This is a genomic window from Pseudomonas sp. TMP9 (assembly GCF_037943105.1).
Classification (GTDB): Bacteria; Pseudomonadota; Gammaproteobacteria; order Pseudomonadales; family Pseudomonadaceae; genus Aquipseudomonas.
Window position 1 is genome coordinate 2,303,473 of the sequence record NZ_CP149803.1, and the last position, 17,994, is coordinate 2,321,466.

A 17,994-nucleotide genomic window follows, 5' to 3' on the forward strand; every position below is an offset into this window, starting at 1 on the left:
ACTGCTCAGCCTCTGGCCGCACTGGCAACGACCGTTCTGGCTGCTGCTGGTGCCGCTACTGGGCGTACTGCTGTGGCAACTCTGGCACCGGGAGAAACGCAGCGGCCGCTGGCAAGCCTTGTTGCCGGTAGCTTTTCAAGCGGCGCTGCTGACTGCCAATCAAGGCCGCAGCAGTCGCCTGCCTTTACTGGCATTGGGTCTTGCTTGGTTGCTGGCACTCACCGCACTGTTAGGGCCGAGCTGGCAACGCATCGAGCAGCACAATCCAAAACCTGCCGACCCACTGGTGGTGATGCTGGAGCTGACGCCTGAGATGCTCGCCAGCGACGCCTCGCCCAATCGCCTGGCTCAGGCTAAGCGCAAACTACTCGACCTGCTGGCGGCGCGACAGGATGCGCAAACCGCCATCGTCGTCTATGCCGGCAGTGCGCACACCGTAGTGCCGTTGTCGGATGACCTGGCCACCAGCCGCAACCTGCTCGACGCACTTAACCCAGGGATCATGCCTGAACCTGGCAGACGCGCCGACTTGGCGGTGGTCAAGGCCCTGCAACTGCTCGAACAAGGCGCCCAAGGCAACGGCCGTTTACTGTTGCTGACCAGCAGCCTTAACCAAACAGAACGTCAGGCCATCACCCAGGCCCTTGGCCGCCGCGGCGAACGCCTGCATATTCTCGGCATTGGCAGCGCTCAGGGCGCACCGATCATTCAGCAGGACGGCTCGTTCCTGAAAGATCCACAGGGCGCCATTTTGCTGCCGCGCTTGGACGGCAGCGGCCTCAAGCGTTTTGCCAATGAACGTGGCGGCCGCTATCAGGGCATAACGCTGGATGAGCGTGACGTGCGCAGCCTAGGCCTACTGGATGCACCGCAACACGTTCGCCGCGACGGCGAACTGACCCGCCTGCAAGCCTGGGCCGACCAGAGCCATTGGCTGGTAGTGGCGCTGTTGCTACTGGCCGCCTGCGCCGCTCGCCGTGGCTGGCTGCTGTGCCTACCGTTTTTGCTACTGAGCCTGCCGCAAACCAGTTATGCCATAAGCATGGAAGACCTCTGGCTGCGCGCTGACCAACAAGGCCAGCGCTTGCTTGATGCACAACAACCGGCGGCGGCGGCGCAGCGCTTTAATGACCCGCGCTGGCAAGGCCAGGCGCTTTATCAGGCCGGAGATTACGCCGCAGCCGCCGAGCGCTTCGCCAGTGGACAAACCGCCAGCGATCACTACAACCGGGGCAACGCCCTGGCGCGCAGCAATGAGTTAGAAGCCGCCATAGATGCCTATACCCAGGCACTGGAGCTGCAACCAGACTTTACCCAAGCACAAAAAAACCAAGCCTTAGTTGAGCAACTGTTGCAGCACAACCAACAGCCGCAGAATCAAGCAGATAAGCCACCAGAGCCCAGCGAACAGCAAAAGACGCCTGAGGCGCAACCGCAAGCTGGGCAGCCTGACCAGAGCGCGCAACAACAGGCCGAGCAAGCGCCCGCCCAAGCAACAGAGCCAGAAAAACAGCCGAATGATAAGGACAAAGAGCCGGTGCAACCCGGCTCAAGCGAAGAACCAGACACGGCGCCGCCTCAACCGGATAAAGGCGATGGCGACAGCCGTGAAGAGCAAATCGCCACCGCTGAACCGGCCCTTGATGGCGAGCGCCGGCAGGCATTAGAACAGTGGCTAAGGCAGATCCCCGATGATCCGGGTGAGCTGCTGCGGCGTAAATTCAGGCTGGAACAACAGCACCAGGAACAACTGCAATGAGCCGACTGCTCTGTACCCTCCTGCTAAGCCTACTGACCCTGAGCGCCAGTGCGCAGAGCTTGACCGCCAGCGTTGATCGCAGCCGCTTGGATGCAGGCGAAAGCGTAGAACTGACCGTGGAATCGGATGACGCCACGCAGTTCGGTAAGCCCGATTTGCAACCGCTTAATGAGCTATTCGAGGTGTTGGGCACTCGCCAAGTCAACCGCCTGACCAGTGCCAATAATAATGCCCAAGCCAGTACCCGCTGGATCATTACCCTGCAGCCCAAACACAGCGGTTATGTGGTGATCCCACCGCTAAGCCTGGGCCAAATGCAAAGCGCGCCCATCACCTTGCATGTGCAGCAAGCCACTCGCGCCGATGACAACCGTATGGCTCCAGTGTTTATTGACGCCAGCCTGGACCAAGAAAGCGTGTATGTGCAGGCACAAACGGTGCTGACGCTGCGTATTTACCACTCCGTCTCGCTTTATGACGACAGCAGCCTTAGCCCGCTGGAAATGCCCCAGGCGCGGATTGAATCCTTGGGCGAGCCGCGCACCTATGAGAAAGACATCAGCGGCGTGCGCCACGGCGTGATCGAGTTGCGTTATGCAATCTTCCCCCAGGAAAGTGGCGACCTGCTGATCCCTTCTCAAGCCTTTAGCGCCACGGCAGTTGATCGTTCAGCCAGCAATACCTTTAATCCATTTGGCCCTCGCCCGGGCAAAGTGGTGCGGGTTAGGTCCCCAGAGATTCCGCTGACGGTAAAAGCCAAGCCCGCCAGTTACCCAGCCGATGCCCCTTGGCTGCCGGCGCGCGCGCTTAGCCTCAGTGAAGTCTGGAGCCCACAACCAGAGGCCGCTCGCGTCGGTGAATCGCTGACGCGCAGTCTGCTGCTCAAGGTCGAGGGGTTAGCCAGCGCTCAATTACCGCCGTTGCCGGCCACTCAGATAGAGGGGCTGCGGCACTATCCAGACCAGCCGCAACTGACTAACCAAGCCAGCGACAGCGGAGTAACCGGCAGCCGCGAAGAACGCGAAGCGCTGGTGGCCAACCGCGAAGGCTTGATCTCCCTGCCAGCCATCGACATCGCCTGGTGGAACACCCAGACTGACCAGCTGGAGCGCACTGGCTTGCCGGCGCGCAACCTTCAGGTGGCCGCTAACCCAAGCTTGGAAGCTGCGCCGCTGGAAACCGTGCGGGCTGAGCCGATCACCACCGCCACTGTGCACGTATGGCCGTGGCAACTCAGCAGCGCGTTACTCGGCCTAACCACCTTGCTTGGCTTTACCCTCTGGTGGCGCGCGCGCCGTCAGCCTGCGGTAACGCCTAACCAGCAAACCGGCCCCAGCCCGCGTAACCTACTCGACGATCTCAAACGTACCTGTTTGGCCAACGACTCCCAGGCCACCCGTCATGCACTGGATGCTTGGGCCCGCCAGCAACCGGAAACCTTGGCTGACATGGCCGCACGCTTTACTCCGCTGTCCGCTGCGCTCGACGGCCTTAACGGTGCCCTCTACAGCGAGAGCGGCCAGCATTGGCAGGGTCGTAACCTGTGGCTGGCCATCCGCAGCCTCCCCGCCATAGAGGATCTGGAAGGCAGCGCCAGCCTAGACACCAGCGCACTGCCGCCGTTGTATCCACGCTAAACGGACTGAATCACCGGATATAGGCATCGTGTCGCGTTCCAGCACCCTGACTTACGAAGCTGTTAAGCAGACTACTGATGCCGGTTTCGGTCAGTCCACCTGCGTTGGCATCGGCGGTGACCCGATCCCAGGTTCTAACTTCATCGACATCCTCAAGCTGTTCCAGGAAGACCCGAAGACCGAAGCGATCGTGATGATCGGTGAGATCGGCGGCTCGGCTGAAGAAGAAGCGGATGCCTACATCAAGGCTAACGTGACCAAGCCAGTGGTGTCTTACATCGCGGGTGTGACTGCCCCTGCGGGCAAGCGTATGGGCCATGCCGGCGCCATCATCTCTGGTGGTAAAGGCACTGCGGACGAAAAGTTCGCAGCCCTGCAGGACGCCGGTGTGAAAACCGTGCGTTCCCTGGCTGATATCGGTAAGGCTTTGGCCGAACTGACCGGTTGGGAAGTTAACAAAGCCTAAAGCTTTTTAACTTAAGAAAAGGCCACCTTCGGGTGGCCTTTTTGTTATGTGCTGCAATGATTGTAGGGCGGTGTGTTTTTTGCCGTAAGGAATTGGCTAAAGATTCAAGAATGCCGTTGCTGCAGTCGATAAGGCAGTGGGTGCTTTACACAATTGCTACCAGAGGGAGTTACTTATGCGCTGGTTTGCTGATCTACGGATTGCTTACAAAATCGCCATCGTGCCTGTGGTGCTGTGTTTACTGCTGATCATCCTGGGGGTTGTCTCGTCACTGTCGCTGCGCAATATCGCCGACCGGGTCGAGGTGGTCACCCGTGACCTAGGGCCGAGCATTGAGCGGGTCGCGCAGGTGAGTGACAACATGGCGCGTCTGCAGCTATCGGTCAGTCAGTATGCGCGCAGCGGTGATCCTGAGGCCGAATCGCTGATTGCCGAACTGGATAAGAACCTTAGAGCAGCCTTGCAGGAGGCAGCAGCGGGCCTGACCGAGCCGGAACAACAGCGCCTGCTCGAGTCGATACAGCAACTGCATGTGCAATACAGCGATCTGTTCCGCGAGCGCTTGGTGCCCCTGAGTCAGCAGCGCCAGGCCTTGCTCAGCGGTGAACTAAGCGAGCATGGCCCAGCGATTGAGCAGGCCCTCTCCGCAGTGCTGACCAACGCCCAGCAAAGTTTCAACTTAGACGCGGTGTTCTATGCCAGTGCGGCTATGCGCAACCTGTTGTTGGGCAGCCAGTATCTGTACCAGTTCTTGCAGGAAAACCAAGACGCTCAGGTCAAGGCCTTTACCAGCGAGCTGGACAATGCGCAAAGCATGATTACGGTGTTGCGCGACCGCAGCAGCAGTGAGCGCCTGATTGCACAGCTGACCCAGGCCCTGGACAGCCTAGAGCGCTACAAGACGGCCGCTGCCAAGGTGGTGGAGCTGGTCAAGCAACGCAATGATGCCCTCGCGCAAATGGATCGCATAGATCCCCAAATCGCCGAGCTGGCCAGCCGCCTGCAACAGCGCTTAATGGCGGATATGCAGGCGGCTGCCAGCGCTACCGACAGTACCGTGTTGCAAGTCAATCAGCTGCTCTGGGGTTTATTGTTAGCCGCCCTTGTACTGGGGGCGCTGCTGGCCTACGGCACAGGGCATGCGTTGGTGCGAGGGCTGCGGCAGATCAATTTGATGCTGCAGGACATGGCTGAAGGTGAGGGCGATCTGACTAAACGCCTGCCGATCCTCGGCAAGGACGATCTCGGTCTGTTGGCCAGTAACTTCAATACCTTTATCGAGAAGATTCGCCAGACTGTCGCCGAGGTGGCGCAGGCCTCCCATACCCTAGAGCAGGCTGGCGAGAATTTACAGCAGTCGGCTCAGCGCGCTCACCAAGATGTTGAACAACAACGCGATGAAAGCACCCGAATAGCTTCCGCCATGACCCAAATGGCCGCCAGCGCGCAGGAGATGTCCTATAGCGCAGGGCAGGGTCAGCAGCTCTCGCGCGATACCCGTGAGGCCGCTCACGACGGCTTGCGCTGCGTAGAGAGCAACCGTCAGGCCATGCAGAGCCTAACCGAGAAGATGACGCGTCTGTCCGATGTGATCGAAAGTCTTAGTGCAGACAGTGAGCGTATTGGTTCAGTGCTGATTGTCATCGGCTCGATTGCCCAGCAGACCAATTTGCTGGCTCTCAATGCGGCAATCGAGGCCGCGCGCGCGGGTGAACAGGGCCGAGGTTTTGCCGTCGTCGCGGATGAGGTGCGCAGCCTGGCGCTGCGTACTCAAACCTCTACCGCGGAGATTCAGGAGATCATCCAGACCCTGCAACGGCGCAGTCAGGCGTCTATCACGGTTATGGCCGAGAGCCAGCAGGCGGTGACATTGGCGCATGACAGTACCGAGCAGACCAGCGACTCCCTGCAGCGCATCACCGAGGCCGTAGGCGCTATCGATCAGAATATCCAGCTGCTGGTGGCTGCTGCGGCCGAGCAAGCCAAGGTGGCGGAAGATGTTGGCGCGGGTGTGGTACGAGCCAACCACATCAGTGAGAACGCCTATGCAACGGTCGAGCAAACCCGTGCCTCTGCGCAAAGTATCCGCGACCTGGAGCAAAAGCTGAGCCGCTTGATCGAACAGTTCCAGACCTGATTTTCAACGATGGCGTAAGCAACGTTACAGACATGCTCCATACCCATGCTGCCATGGAACCCGCCAAGCGATAATCCACCCGCCAGACGGTGCAGGCCGCTTATTCAAGCGGCCTTTTTGTGGACCAGCTACAAGCCAGCCTGTCTATAATCGGCGCAGGTTAACAGGAGTATGTGGTGCGGAGAGCGTTGCACGGCGCGGAGTTTAAGCCTTAGCCATTGCGCAGAAATTCCACAACGTGCTCAGCGGCGAATGGCCAATTCAACTCGGCGCCGGTATCGCAGCGGCGCAGCACCGGAATGCGCAGGGCGTAACCCTCGAACATGTATTCATGCTCAGCAATATCGACCAACTCGACTAACAGGCCATGCTCGACAAAGGGCATTAAAAGCGCCTGCGCCACCTCACAGAGGTGGCAACCGAGCGTACCGAACAGTTGGCATTGCGGGAGCATCTTGACGTCTCAATTAACGACTGGCCCGACAGTTTAGCACTGCACTGGCTTTAGCCGCCCAGGGGCTTGGTGCCCTCTAACGCTGGGCTGAGCAGGTTTTGCAGGCCATCAAGTAAGCGGCTGTTAAGCTGCTCGGCTTTGTCCAAACGGCCGCTGTCGAAGCGCTCATCCAGCGAAAAACCACCTTTAAGCAGGTCGAGCAAGCTGGACTTACCGGTGCCTGCTTCAGCCACTTGGTTAACGTTGCGCAACGCTTCAAGCAAACCTTGGGCGTAATCAATCAATGAGTTATTCACTGCGCTGGCGGCCTGGCCGCTGCCTTGCGCCACAGCGCTGTAGGCATCGGCGGCTTGACGCACAGTGGTTTGGGTCAGGCGCAGCGACATAGAGGCTAACTGCTCGCCGTCCATTTCCAGCGCCATGGCGCGGTCGAAAGCGCCAGACAGATCACCGGAGTAGAACTTATCGGACAGCTCCTGCACTTGGCCAAAGAGCTTTTCCAGCGCGCCACGTTCCTCGTCATCCAGCTCGCCTTCAACACTGACCTGCCACGCACCAATCTGCAGGCTGCCTGACTGACTGCTGGCAACCGCTGAGCTACCTTGGCCATTGCTGCTGGCGACCACGCCACTTTGCGACCAGTTGGCCGAAGCCTGGGCAATGGAAATACGCAGGCGATCGCCATCACGGGTGGTGACCGACATCTCAAAGCTTTCCGCCTGAGCGGTAAAACGCTCGCTGTAAGCCGCGATGCTGCTTGAGCCTTCAACCAGCGCCGCCTCTGGGTTAAAGCGCTTATTCAGGTCACTGAAGCCGCTCTGGATTTTCTGGTAGGTGTCGTCGATATCGCTCGCCACCTTGCCTTGCAGCACACCCATGCCGTCGAGAATCTTGCGCGCTTCGGCAAAGCCCTTTTCCACGCCTTCACGGGCTTGGTCGAGGAATTCTTGCAATTTGGCGGTATCGGCACCCGCCGCTTGCTCACTTTGCAGGCGCTGTTCGATAAACCCAAGAATACGCCCGGCGACTTTCTCCGGGGTGTAGTCATTGGCCTTACCGGCCAGCGCACCGGGCTCAAGGCCAAGTCGCTCGGCCAATCGATTAGCCAGCACCGCCTGCGCGTCAGCCGTGTTGCGCACGACAGGCTGAGCAGTGGCAGAGGATGGGCGTGACGCGGGCGATAAATTTGAGGCCAGGGGGTTCATAGCAAAATTCCTAGGCGGTGTATTGATAGGTTTGCGGCCGCGCGCCGTGAAACTTTAGGCTGGCGGCAGATAACCCGATCAACGGAGCACGGCGTCTGTCAGTCATATGCAGGGGCTAGTGAGCGCTTGGTAAACCAGGTACAGCCGACCAAAGTCTAAAAGCTAAGTTCACCCGTCCATGCTTTATTGCGCTTCGCTGTAACAGATCGGCCATAAACCGACCCGCACATACGAGGAGCTAATAACAATGAGTCAATCTCCCCTCGCCCGCGCTGTGGCACTCGCCGCACTGGGCACCAGCCTCACACTACCAACGCTGGCCCACGCTGAATTTATTAAAGACAGCAAAGCCACCGTCGAAGCGCGTAACTTTTATCTAAACCGCGACTTGCGTAATAGCACTGCCGCTCAACAATCCAAGCGTGAAGAATGGGCCCAGGGCTTTCTCTTTAAAGCCGAATCCGGTTTTACCGAGGGCACCGTAGGTTTTGGCTTGGATGCCTACGCAGGGCTAGGTATCAAGCTCGACTCGTCTGATGACCGCGCCGGTACAAACCTTTTGCCTAATACCTTTGGCAATGAGGGTCCGGGGGAGTATTCCGAGGCCACCGCTACGGCCAAAGCACGTATATCCAAAACAGTAGGTAAAGTCGGCGGGCTGATGCCGAAGTTGCCTATAGTGTCTTCCGGTGACTCGCGTCTACTGCCTCAAGTCTTTACTGGTGGTCTGATAACTAGTCAAGAAATTGAAGGGCTCACCTTCAATGGCGGCCAATTACGCGAAGTGAACTTCCGTAATTCGTCGGATAGGCAGGACATCACCGCCAGCAACGTCAAAGGCATGAGTGATCGTTATAATTTCGCCGGTGGCGATTACAAATTCAACGCCGGCAATACCACCGTTGGCCTGTGGTATGGCGAGCTGGAAAACATCTACGATCAGAAGCTTTACAACTTGATCCATATACAACCTATAGGTGACTGGAAACTCGGTGCCAATCTTGCCTATTTCGACTCCCAAGATAACGGTAGCAAACTTGGCGGCAAGCTTGATAATGACCTGACCTCGGTAAATCTGTGGGCCGGTATTGGTGCACACACATTCCGTATGGGCTACCAGGAAGTCGGCGGAGATAATGCCTTTCCGTTCTTGGCTGAAACCGACCCTTATATTGTTAACTACCTACAAATTCTCGACTTCACTCGCAAAGACGAAAAATCTTGGCAAGCTCGCTATGACGTCAATTTTGCTACCTACGGCGTACCCGGCCTAACGGCATTCGTACGCTATGTAACCGGTGACGGTTTTGATGGCGCTCTTGGTAGTAATGGTAAGGAATGGGAACGCAACCTCGATGTCAGCTACACCGTGCAAGAAGGCACCTTCAAAAATCTGGCCTTTCGCTGGCGTAATGCGATGGTGCGCACTAACGCTGTTGCCGCAGGCGGCGACCTCGACGAAAACCGCCTGATCGTCAGCTACACCCTGCCGCTGCTGTAACCTTTTCAGTCGGCTGAAAAAACCAGGCCCGGACAGTGTCCGGGCCTTTTGCATTAATCCCTTTAACTTTAGTCCTGACTGACTGCACCGATTTTGTGAATCGACAGGTCAGCACCGTAGTACTCCTCTTCTTGGCTCAAGCGGATACCCACGGTGGCCTTCAGCACGCCGTACACCAGCACGCCACCAATCAAGGCCACCACCACGCCTAACGCGGTGCCGATAAACTGGCTGGCGAGGCTAACGCCGCCCAGGCCGCCCAACGCCTGCTGACCAAAGATGCCGCAGGCAATCCCGCCCCACACGCCGCACAGACCGTGCAAGGGCCAAACGCCGAGCACGTCATCAATCTTCCATTTAACTTGGGTGGCGGTGAATGCCCACACAAACAGCGCGCCCGCAATTGCGCCAGTGGCCAAAGCACCTACGGGGTGCATCAGGTCAGAACCGGCACACACCGCCACCAAACCGGCCAGCGGGCCGTTGTGCAAGAAGCCTGGGTCATTACGCCCGACAAATAACGCCGCCACGGTGCCGCCGACCATCGCCATCAACGTATTGACCGCCACCAGGCCGCTGACGCTGCCCAAGGTTTGTGCGCTCATGACGTTGAAGCCAAACCAGCCGATGATCAAAATCCATGAGCCCAGCGCCAAGAACGGAATATTCGACGGTGCAAAGGCCACCAAGCGACCCTCGCGGTAACGCCCATTACGTCGGCCCAACAGGATCACCGCGCCAAACGCCAACCAGCCGCCCATGGCATGCACCACCACCGAGCCGGCGAAGTCATGAAAAGCCGCACCAAACTGCGCCTCTAACCAAGCCTGTACGCCGTAGTTGCCGTTCCAAATCATTCCTTCAAAGAAGGGGTAAATAAACGCCACGATCAGCACCGTAGCGCATAGCTGAGGGCCGAACTTGGCACGCTCAGCGATGCCACCGGAAATAATCGCCGGGATAGCGGCGGCAAAGGTCAGCAGAAAGAAGAACTTCACCAAGGCGTAACCATTGCCCTCAGTCAGCACGCTGGCCGGCTGAAGAAACGTCACGCCGTAGGCGATCCAATAACCCACAAAGAAATAAGCCAAAGCCGAAACGGCAAAATCAGAGATGATCTTGGATAACGCGTTGACCTGATTTTTCTGCCTAACCGTACCCACTTCAAGGAAAGCAAAACCGGCATGCATGGCCAGCACCATTACCGCGCCGAGTAAGATAAACAGGGTATTGGAGCCGTGAATTAGGGTTTCAACAGCACTGTTGATGTTGTCCATCTGCGAAGAAAGCTCCGTCGCGGGGAAAAGCACCAAAGCGGATCACAAAGCGGAAAATACGCACCACTTAGCAGCATTTTTCCTGACCCACCCTGCTGATGCCACACCTATACCGCACCAAAAAGTGCTGTTTACGTTTGGCTTCAACGTACTTATTCCATAGTTATTAGTAAGTTATTGATGCACCACGGCGTCCTGGCCAAAAACCTAGCAGCCCTATAAAAGAGCAAATATGCATGAGTGCGCACCAGCGCAATGCAAACGTTGTACCAGCGGTGTGCTCAGCATCACCGAGGGGTGCACACGAACAAGGGAACCACTGCCGCGCATCGGACTCGTATGTCTTACATTGCCCTCAAAAGGAGAAACATCATGGCCCGTAAAACTTCGATAACGTCCAGTTCCGATCAATTACTCGAAGAATTCCAGGCGTTGGTGCGCGACACCGAGAGCCTGCTGCAGCACTCTGCCAGCCTCGCGGGCGAACAAGCAGAAGAGCTGCGTGATCAGATCCGCACCAGCTTGGGCCGAGCACGCAGCACTCTGCACAATGCCGAAGATGCCCTGCATCAACGCGGCAAAGCTGCACTCGACGCCACCGAGGGTTATGTCCAGACTCACCCTTGGCAAACGCTGGGCATTGCTGCTGCCATCGGCTTACTGTTGGGCATGCTGATTACCCGCCGCTAGCAGGTCGCTAACATCGAGCTGTGTTGCGTAAACTGCGCGAATAGCAGGCTGAGAACGCTGTTTTACACCGGAAATACTGCTTTCTCGCCTGTTTAACCCGCAGGTGCTTGCTCTCAATTGACACCTGCCAGACCGTTTCACGTAGATTTTTCAACGGCCCGCAAAGAGAAACTTACATGGATGCAACGCCTTCCACCCCACCAAGTCGCAGCACTTCGCCTAGGCGATTTGGCAGTGCGTTACTGGGGTTACTGCAGGGCCATATCGCGCTGTTTGCTGAAGAACTCAAAGAGCAGCAGAGCCATACCGTGAGCCTGCTGGTGCTGACCAGCTTGAGTCTGCTGTTTGGCTTGTTGCTGATCATCGGCTTATCGGCTGCGGTATTGATTGCCTTTTGGGAAAGTCATCGTCTGCTGGTGATCAGCGCCTTGTGTGCGTTCTATGCAGTAGGCCTGTTTAGCGCGCTGATCACGCTGTTACAGCGGGTGCGCAATGCGCCGGCACCCTTTAGCGCCAGCCTTGAAGAGCTGGCCCGCGACCGCGAGCAACTGCTGCCATGACCATGCCTGAGTTACCCGCCAAAGCCTCGCGCCGTGAGTTGCGCAAGACCCTGCTGCGCATGCGCTTAGAGATGCACCGCCAAGAACTGCGCCACGAGACCTTGGTGATGCTGCAACCGCTGCGACACATGCAACACCTGCGCAAGCACTGGCGCGAAGAGCTCGGCGACAGCAAAGCACCGTTTTGGGTTGCCGGTGGCGCGCTGCTAATGGCCACCGTAGGCATTCGCCGCGACCATTGGCGACGCTGGCTGCGCATTGCTTTAATCGCCTTCCCGCTGCTCAGACGCAACCCCGCGCGCCACTCGCAGGAAACCTCGGACACGACTAAAGATACTCAACCAGAAAATTAATCTGGCCGCCGTCTTGCTTAGTAACTTGGTTTAACGCCCTCTGGGCGTCTTGCATGACCAAGGAGCTTTTATAGTGTTCAACGGTGAACCGTTCGCTGTTTTTCAACCTTTCATCGACACCGCTACCGGTCGCATTGCCGGTGTTGAGGCATTAGCACGGCTGCGCAGTGACGATGGCCAGCTGCATTCGGCTGGCCCGCTATTTAGCGATCCGAAAACACCACCCACAGCATTGCGTCGCCTCGACCGCGAAGTACGTGAACAAGCCCTTATGCGCTTCCACGAAGCGCCGCAGGATTGGTTCTTGAGCGTGAATATTTCCCCGCGCTGGATTAGCCGACTGCGCCCCGAACAGCCTCTGCCCAGCCTCAAGCAGCTTCAGCGCAGCGGCATCGATCCGGCGCGTGTCGTCTTTGAAATCACCGAACTGGGTGGTGCGAGCACTCGCCTGCCTGAAGTAGTCAAACGTTATCGAGAGGCCGGCGCGCGGGTCGCTATTGATGATTTCGGCGCAGGCTATTCACAGCTAGACCGCGTTCTGGCCTTGCAGCCGGACATTCTCAAGCTCGATATGCGCCTGTTTCAGCAAGCCGCCCGTGGCGGGCCGAGCAGCGAGATTGTTAAAGCCCTCGCGCAAATGGCAGAAAAGACTGGTTGTTGGATCATCGCAGAAGGCGTGGAAACCGAAGCCGAGCTGGACTTTGCTCTGGAGTGCGGAGCGCGCTATGTCCAGGGATACCTGTTTGCCAAACCCGAAGAAACGTTTTTCAACAGCGACACCTTCGTCAAACGCTTTGCCCAATTGCGCGACCGTTATGTCCAGCAAAAGCTCGCCGAGCGGGCACGGTTGATGGGCTTACGTCAGCAGCTGGGTGAACTCATGAATGGCTTCAAGAGCTGGATCGAGGGCGGCTCACACCCTGATCTTTTACCGCAACCGCACGCCTACCCTTGGCTACTGCGCATCTTTCAGTGCGACCGCTATGGCACCCAGCTCACGGCCAACCTGGAGTGGCGTGAACAAAGCTGGCAAAGCGATGCGCGGTATGTCGGGCACAATTGGTCTTGGCGACCTTACTTCTACCAGCTGCTGGCCGAAGGCTGGGATGAACGCCGACTGATTCTCTCCAACACCTACCGTGACGCGACGACGAACCAGTACTGCCTGACCGCCGGACAATTTATCGATAACGGTAAAAAGCTGTTGCTGATTGATATTGATGCCGTCGGGTTTTGATTGCACGGCGCGCAGTGAGGCTGCCGCGCCTTGCATGATTGGCATAGAACCCCGAAGCTAGAGGCCAATAGCCAGGATACAGTAAGGACATCCCTTGGATTGGCAAACCCTGCTCAACCGCGAACGACTCGGCAAGCCCACGCACAGCGTCGCTGAACTGGGTCGTACGCCGTTTCACAAAGACCATGACCGCATTATTTTTTCTGGCGCGTTTCGCCGCCTGGGCCGCAAAACCCAAGTGCATCCGGTTTCCAGCAATGACCATATCCATACTCGCTTAACCCATTCGCTTGAGGTCAGCTGTGTAGGCCGCTCCCTCGGCATGCGTGTCGGTGAAATGATCCGCAGCGCCTTACCTGATTGGTGTGAGCCCAGTGATATGGGCATGGTTGTGCAGTCCGCTTGCCTGGCCCATGACATCGGCAACCCACCTTTTGGCCATTCCGGTGAGGATGCCATCCGCCATTGGTTTCAGCAGGCGGCTGGACGCGGTTGGTTGGACGACATGAGCGCAGCCGAACGCGGCGATTTTCTGAGTTTTGAAGGCAATGCCCAGGGTTTTCGCGTACTGACCCAGCTGGAATATCACCAGTTTGACGGCGGTACGCGGCTGACTTACGCGACGCTCGGCACTTATCTCAAATACCCCTGGACCGCCCGACACGCTGAAGCGCTGGGCTACAAAAAACATAAGTTCGGCTGTTACCAGAGCGAACTGCCGCTGCTGGAGCAAATCGCCGGCAAACTGGGCTTGCCACAACTGGAGGACCAACGCTGGGCACGCCATCCACTGGTGTACCTGATGGAGGCCGCCGACGATATCTGCTACGGCCTGATCGACTTGGAAGACGGCCTGGAAATGGAGCTGCTTGATTACAGCGAAGTGGAAGCGTTGCTACTCGACTTAGTCGGCGATGACTTGCCGGAGACCTACCGCCAGCTTGGACCCGATGATTCCAAGCGGCGAAAGCTGGCAATCTTGCGCGGTAAAGCCATCGAACACCTGACCAATGCTGCCGCCGAAGCCTTTGTCGAGCAACAAGACGCCTTACTCGCCGGCACCTTGCACGGCGATCTGGTCGAGCATATGCACGGCACTGCCAAACGCTGCGTGCAGAGTGCTAAAGACATGGCCCGGGAAAAGATTTTCCAGGACAAGCGCAAAACCCTGCATGAGATCGGCGCCTACACCACCCTGGAAATCCTGCTTAATGCCTTCTGCGGAGCAGCCTTGGAGCAGCATGGCGGGCGCACGCCGTCATTTAAAAACCGGCGCATCCTCGACTTGCTGGGTAATAACGCGCCCGATCCGCACTGGCCGCTGTACAGGTCATTTCTACGCATGATCGACTTTATCGCCGGCATGACCGACAGCTACGCAACTGAAATGGCCCGCGAGATGACGGGCCGTTCAAGCCCGGTATAAGCCATGACTAGCGTTTTGCGACAAACCTTCAGCTGGCACCCTGGGCCTCCTGCCTGGGGCCCGGCAGTGGTCGCAGGTTTTGGCTGTGCGCTGCCTTTGCTGCTGGGGCTGTTTAGTGCTCACCCGGGGTTTCTCTGGGCGTCGGTGGGGGCTTTTCAGGCCGCCCAAGCGAACCCGCTGCACCGCCTCGGCATGCTGCGCATGCTTATGCTCTGCGGCCTAGGCGCTTGCAGCGCTGGGTTGGGCTTTTGGTCGGCCAGCCATCCGCACATCAGTTTTATGCTCTTCGCACTGTTCGGCTTTTTACTCGCGTGGTTGCAACGCTTTGGCAGTGAAGCCGGCAAGCTAGGCATTGGCTTGGCCATCTGCTTGTGTCTAGGTCAAGGCCAGCAGGGCCTCGGCACCCTGAATAACCCTTATGCCATCGCCATGCTGTTCATCCTCGGCGGGCTTTGGGTGATGCTCCTGGCCTTCGGCTTACGCGGCATGCATGGCTTGCGTATGTGGCCGTACATGCCGCGTTTTATCAGTATTTTCAGGGTGCTCAAGCGTCATGCGAAACGCTTGCCGCGACAAAAATGGCGCTTACATGCGCTGGGCTGCACCCTGGCTTTTGCCCTGTCTGGGTTGATCGTCAACCTCGCGCAATTGCACCGCGGCTATTGGCTGACGCTGACCGTGGTCACCACCTTACAACTGAGCTTTCAAGGCAGCTTGGTGCGCGCCGTGCAGTCCATTTTGGCCAGCCTTGGCGCAGCGTCACTGTTGATACTGCTCGGCCATAGCTTGCAAGACCCGGCACTGATGGTGGCCGTACTGCTGCCGCTGATCACCCTGAGTCGCGCCCTGCAAGCCAACCACTACGGGCTGTTTGTGCTGCAAACCAGCGTGTGCTTTGTGCTGCTAGCAGAGAGCCTGGCGCATGACTGGCAACTGCCACAGCTGCGCCTGTTCAACAGCCTGATCGGTGTAGTGCTGGCCTTACTGGTGGCGCTGATGGTGTATGGCTTGGAGCGCTGGTTAGAGCATCGGCAGCTGTTGCGAAAAACCAGTGGCCAAGGCCCAACCTCACCGATATGAAGACGCAAAGCGGCTTTAGCCTATTCGCAAAGGTGGCATGCAACGCTTGAGGTGGCGTTATTTAACGAGGACGCAGAGCTGCAGATTGGCACGCACCTGCTTGTCAAAGCTGACCGGGATGACTAACGCGTGTGTTGCGGGAGAGGAACAACACGGAGCATGCGCGATGCATGCCCCGCTTACAGCATTAAGCCTGATTGATCTGATTGTCTGGGTACCAGACATCGATCAGCGGGCTGGCAGTGAAGTCAACCAGCTCGTCACGACCTTTAAGCCAGGCTTCAACAGCAGCACGCTGTGCTTCGCTGACCGAACCACGCTTGGACAAGCAAACCAGACCGAAGTCATCGCCGCCTACATAGCCCAGCTCGTTGGCGGTCATGGCTTCGTCCAAGAACTGCTCAAGAAAGCTATCGATGGCTGCATCAGCCAGATCTTCCTTGAAGTTCAGGTTCAGCTCAAAACCCAGCTCCTGGAATTCATCCACGCAGAGTTTTTTGCGCAGACGGCGGGAACGGTTAGTAGCCATGGAACAATCCTCAAAAGTGATAACGCGCGGCACTTTAGCAGCTTCGCCGCCTGCGTGCCCGCTTCGAAGACGACAGGTCATTCAGCTCCCAGCAGAAAAGTTCGGCCTCAGGCAATTACTGCCACTGCACAGGCCCACTCCTGGGGCATAATTAGCGCCCTTATCCCAATCCGCGATGGGCCTTGTTTACATGCCTCGCATCATCTTTTTCCCTCATCTGGAGGGTCGCCGCCCATGATCAAACTACTTCGTCAGCTGGCTATCGCCGGCCTGCTATTGCCCGTTTGCCTGCCACTGGCAGCTGCTAATAACGGTTTATCCAATAAAGTTCAGCAGTCACTTAAAGCCAACAAGATCAGCAGCCAGTCGCTGTCGGTGGTCACAGTGCCGCTCAATGGCCCCGGCAGCAGCACGTATTTCAATGCCGATATTTCGGTTAATCCCGCGTCAACCATGAAGTTAGTCACCACCTATGCGGCGCTGGAACTGCTGGGCCCGACCCATCAATGGAAAACTGAATTTTTTACTGACGGCCAACTTAACAATGGCGTGCTGACCGGCAACCTTTACCTTAAGGGCGGCGGCGACCCCAAGCTGAATATGGAAAAACTCTGGCTGCTGCTGCGTGACCTGCGCGCCAATGGCGTGCAGCAGGTGAACGGTGACTTGGTGCTTGACCGCAGCCACTTCGTGCAGCCCGAATTGCCCAGCTTCAATGACGATGGCGGCGACGCCAATAAGCCCTTCTTGGTGGCCCCCGATTCGCTGCTGGTCAACCTCAAGGCGCTGCGTTTTATTGCCCGCAATGAAGGCGGTAAGGTGCACATCGCCATTGAGCCGCCGATCGCCAATATCCGCATCGATAATCGCGTTAAAAGCCTAGCCGCTGCTAAATGCCCAGGCTGGCCGGATGTGCGCTACAACCCGGTGACCGAGATGGAAGGGACCACGGTGATTGTCAGCGGCCAGCTGGCCCAAGGTTGCAGCTCGCAAACCTACCTGTCGCTGCTGGATCACCCCAGCTACGCCACCGGTGCTATTCGTGCCATCTGGCAAGAACTGGGCGGCAGCATCATGGGTAAAGACCGCCTCGCTCCGGCACCGGAAAAAGCCCGCCTGTTGGCGCGTGCTTTTTCTCCAGACCTGACCGAGATCATTCGCGACATCAATAAGTACAGTAACAACACCATGGCCCGGCAGCTGTTTCTCAGCATCGGTGCACAGTTTCGTAACGCCACCGACCTGGATGACAGCCAGGCCGCGCAACGGGTGATTCGCAGTTGGCTGGCGCGCAAAGGTATTGTCGCGCCGAATCTGGTGATGGAGAACGGTTCTGGGTTGTCGCGCGCCGAGCGGGTCAGCGCGCGGGAAATGTCTGCGTTGCTTGAGGCCGCGTGGCAAAGCCCTTACGCCGCCGAATTTATGGCGTCGCTGCCACTGGTGGCGATGGATGGCACCATGCGTAAACGCCTGCACCGCACGCCACTGGTGGGCGAAGCACGGATCAAGACCGGGACACTCAATAACGTACGTGCAATCGCCGGTTTCAGCCGCGACAGCAACGGCAACAGCTGGGCAGTGGTGGCGATCCTCAACGACCCTCGGCCGTGGGGCGCCTCATCGATTCTTGATCAGGTGCTGTTGGATGTCTACAAGCAGCCGAAAATCACTGCGCACCGCTAA

15 protein-coding genes and 1 pseudogene are annotated in these 17,994 nt (G+C 57.8%); 12 read left to right on the forward strand and 4 right to left on the reverse strand.

Translation table 11 applies throughout. From position 1 onward, the window contains the following. Position 1: 1 nt before the first annotated feature. The 4 genes and pseudogenes from WF513_RS11010 (at position 2) to WF513_RS11025 (ending at position 5,999) form a co-directional block, all read left to right on the forward strand. Positions 2-1,759, forward strand: a complete 1,758-nt coding sequence (locus WF513_RS11010) for a VWA domain-containing protein (RefSeq protein ID WP_339083532.1) — start codon at positions 2-4, stop codon at positions 1,757-1,759. Then, positions 1,756-3,396: a BatD family protein gene (locus WF513_RS11015; RefSeq protein ID WP_339079413.1), complete on the forward strand. Its 1,641-nt coding sequence runs from the start codon at positions 1,756-1,758 to the stop codon at positions 3,394-3,396. Before WF513_RS11010 ends, WF513_RS11015 begins: the two co-directional genes overlap by 4 nt. A gap of 19 nt (positions 3,397-3,415) precedes the next feature. Beyond that, a pseudogene (locus WF513_RS11020) lies at positions 3,416-3,862 on the forward strand (succinate--CoA ligase subunit alpha); the annotation flags it as partial. Between the two features lie 175 nt (positions 3,863-4,037). Continuing rightward, positions 4,038-5,999: a methyl-accepting chemotaxis protein gene (locus tag WF513_RS11025; protein WP_339079414.1), complete on the forward strand. Its 1,962-nt coding sequence runs from the start codon at positions 4,038-4,040 to the stop codon at positions 5,997-5,999. A 211-nt stretch (positions 6,000-6,210) separates the two neighbouring features. On the opposite strand, the gene WF513_RS11030 is transcribed toward WF513_RS11025, so the two are convergent. Together WF513_RS11030 and WF513_RS11035 are read right to left on the reverse strand one after the other, a co-directional pair. Further along, positions 6,211-6,453 (reverse strand): glutaredoxin family protein, encoded by a 243-nt coding sequence (locus WF513_RS11030; RefSeq protein WP_339079415.1) that lies wholly within the window; start codon positions 6,451-6,453, stop codon positions 6,211-6,213. A gap of 50 nt (positions 6,454-6,503) precedes the next feature. Further along, positions 6,504-7,658: a DUF5610 domain-containing protein gene (locus tag WF513_RS11035; protein WP_339079416.1), complete on the reverse strand. Its 1,155-nt coding sequence runs from the start codon at positions 7,656-7,658 to the stop codon at positions 6,504-6,506. A 247-nt stretch (positions 7,659-7,905) separates the two neighbouring features. Between WF513_RS11035 and WF513_RS11040 the strand changes: the two genes are divergently transcribed. After that, a complete protein-coding gene (locus WF513_RS11040) occupies positions 7,906-9,159 on the forward strand; it encodes an OprD family porin (protein WP_339079417.1) in 1,254 nt (417 codons plus the stop codon). Positions 9,160-9,227: 68 nt separating this feature from the next. Here the strand turns inward: WF513_RS11040 and WF513_RS11045 are convergent, their stop codons facing one another. Next, positions 9,228-10,436 carry an ammonium transporter gene (locus tag WF513_RS11045; protein ID WP_339079418.1) on the reverse strand — a complete coding sequence of 403 codons (1,209 nt, stop codon included), beginning with the start codon at positions 10,434-10,436 and terminating at the stop codon, positions 9,228-9,230. Between the two features lie 372 nt (positions 10,437-10,808). Here WF513_RS11045 and WF513_RS11050 point away from each other — a divergent pair, with 372 nt between their 5' ends. From WF513_RS11050 to WF513_RS11075, 6 genes are all read left to right on the forward strand, one after another. After that, a complete protein-coding gene (locus tag WF513_RS11050; RefSeq protein WP_339079419.1) occupies positions 10,809-11,126 on the forward strand; it encodes a DUF883 family protein in 318 nt (105 codons plus the stop codon). Between the two features lie 176 nt (positions 11,127-11,302). Continuing rightward, the gene (locus WF513_RS11055) at positions 11,303-11,686 is read left to right on the forward strand and encodes a phage holin family protein (RefSeq protein ID WP_339079420.1); all 384 of its coding nucleotides are present in this window, start codon (positions 11,303-11,305) and stop codon (positions 11,684-11,686) included. Continuing rightward, positions 11,683-12,039: a hypothetical protein gene (locus WF513_RS11060; protein ID WP_339079421.1), complete on the forward strand. Its 357-nt coding sequence runs from the start codon at positions 11,683-11,685 to the stop codon at positions 12,037-12,039. Before WF513_RS11055 ends, WF513_RS11060 begins: the two co-directional genes overlap by 4 nt. A 73-nt stretch (positions 12,040-12,112) precedes the next feature. After that, entirely contained in the window at positions 12,113-13,276 is a 1,164-nt protein-coding gene (locus WF513_RS11065; protein WP_339079422.1) for an EAL domain-containing protein, read from the forward strand. 94 nt (positions 13,277-13,370) lie between these two features. After that, positions 13,371-14,702, forward strand: a complete 1,332-nt coding sequence (locus tag WF513_RS11070) for a deoxyguanosinetriphosphate triphosphohydrolase (protein WP_339079423.1) — start codon at positions 13,371-13,373, stop codon at positions 14,700-14,702. 3 nt (positions 14,703-14,705) lie between these two features. Beyond that, on the forward strand, positions 14,706-15,782 hold the full coding sequence (locus WF513_RS11075; RefSeq protein ID WP_339079424.1) for an FUSC family protein: 1,077 nt from the start codon (positions 14,706-14,708) through the stop codon (positions 15,780-15,782). Positions 15,783-15,969: 187 nt separating this feature from the next. On the opposite strand, the gene WF513_RS11080 is transcribed toward WF513_RS11075, so the two are convergent. Continuing rightward, positions 15,970-16,311, reverse strand: coding sequence for a YggL family protein (locus tag WF513_RS11080; RefSeq protein ID WP_339079425.1), 342 nt, complete (start codon positions 16,309-16,311; stop codon positions 15,970-15,972). 234 nt (positions 16,312-16,545) lie between these two features. Here WF513_RS11080 and dacB point away from each other — a divergent pair, with 234 nt between their 5' ends. Then, on the forward strand, positions 16,546-17,994 hold the full coding sequence (gene dacB / locus WF513_RS11085) for a D-alanyl-D-alanine carboxypeptidase/D-alanyl-D-alanine-endopeptidase (RefSeq protein WP_339079426.1): 1,449 nt from the start codon (positions 16,546-16,548) through the stop codon (positions 17,992-17,994).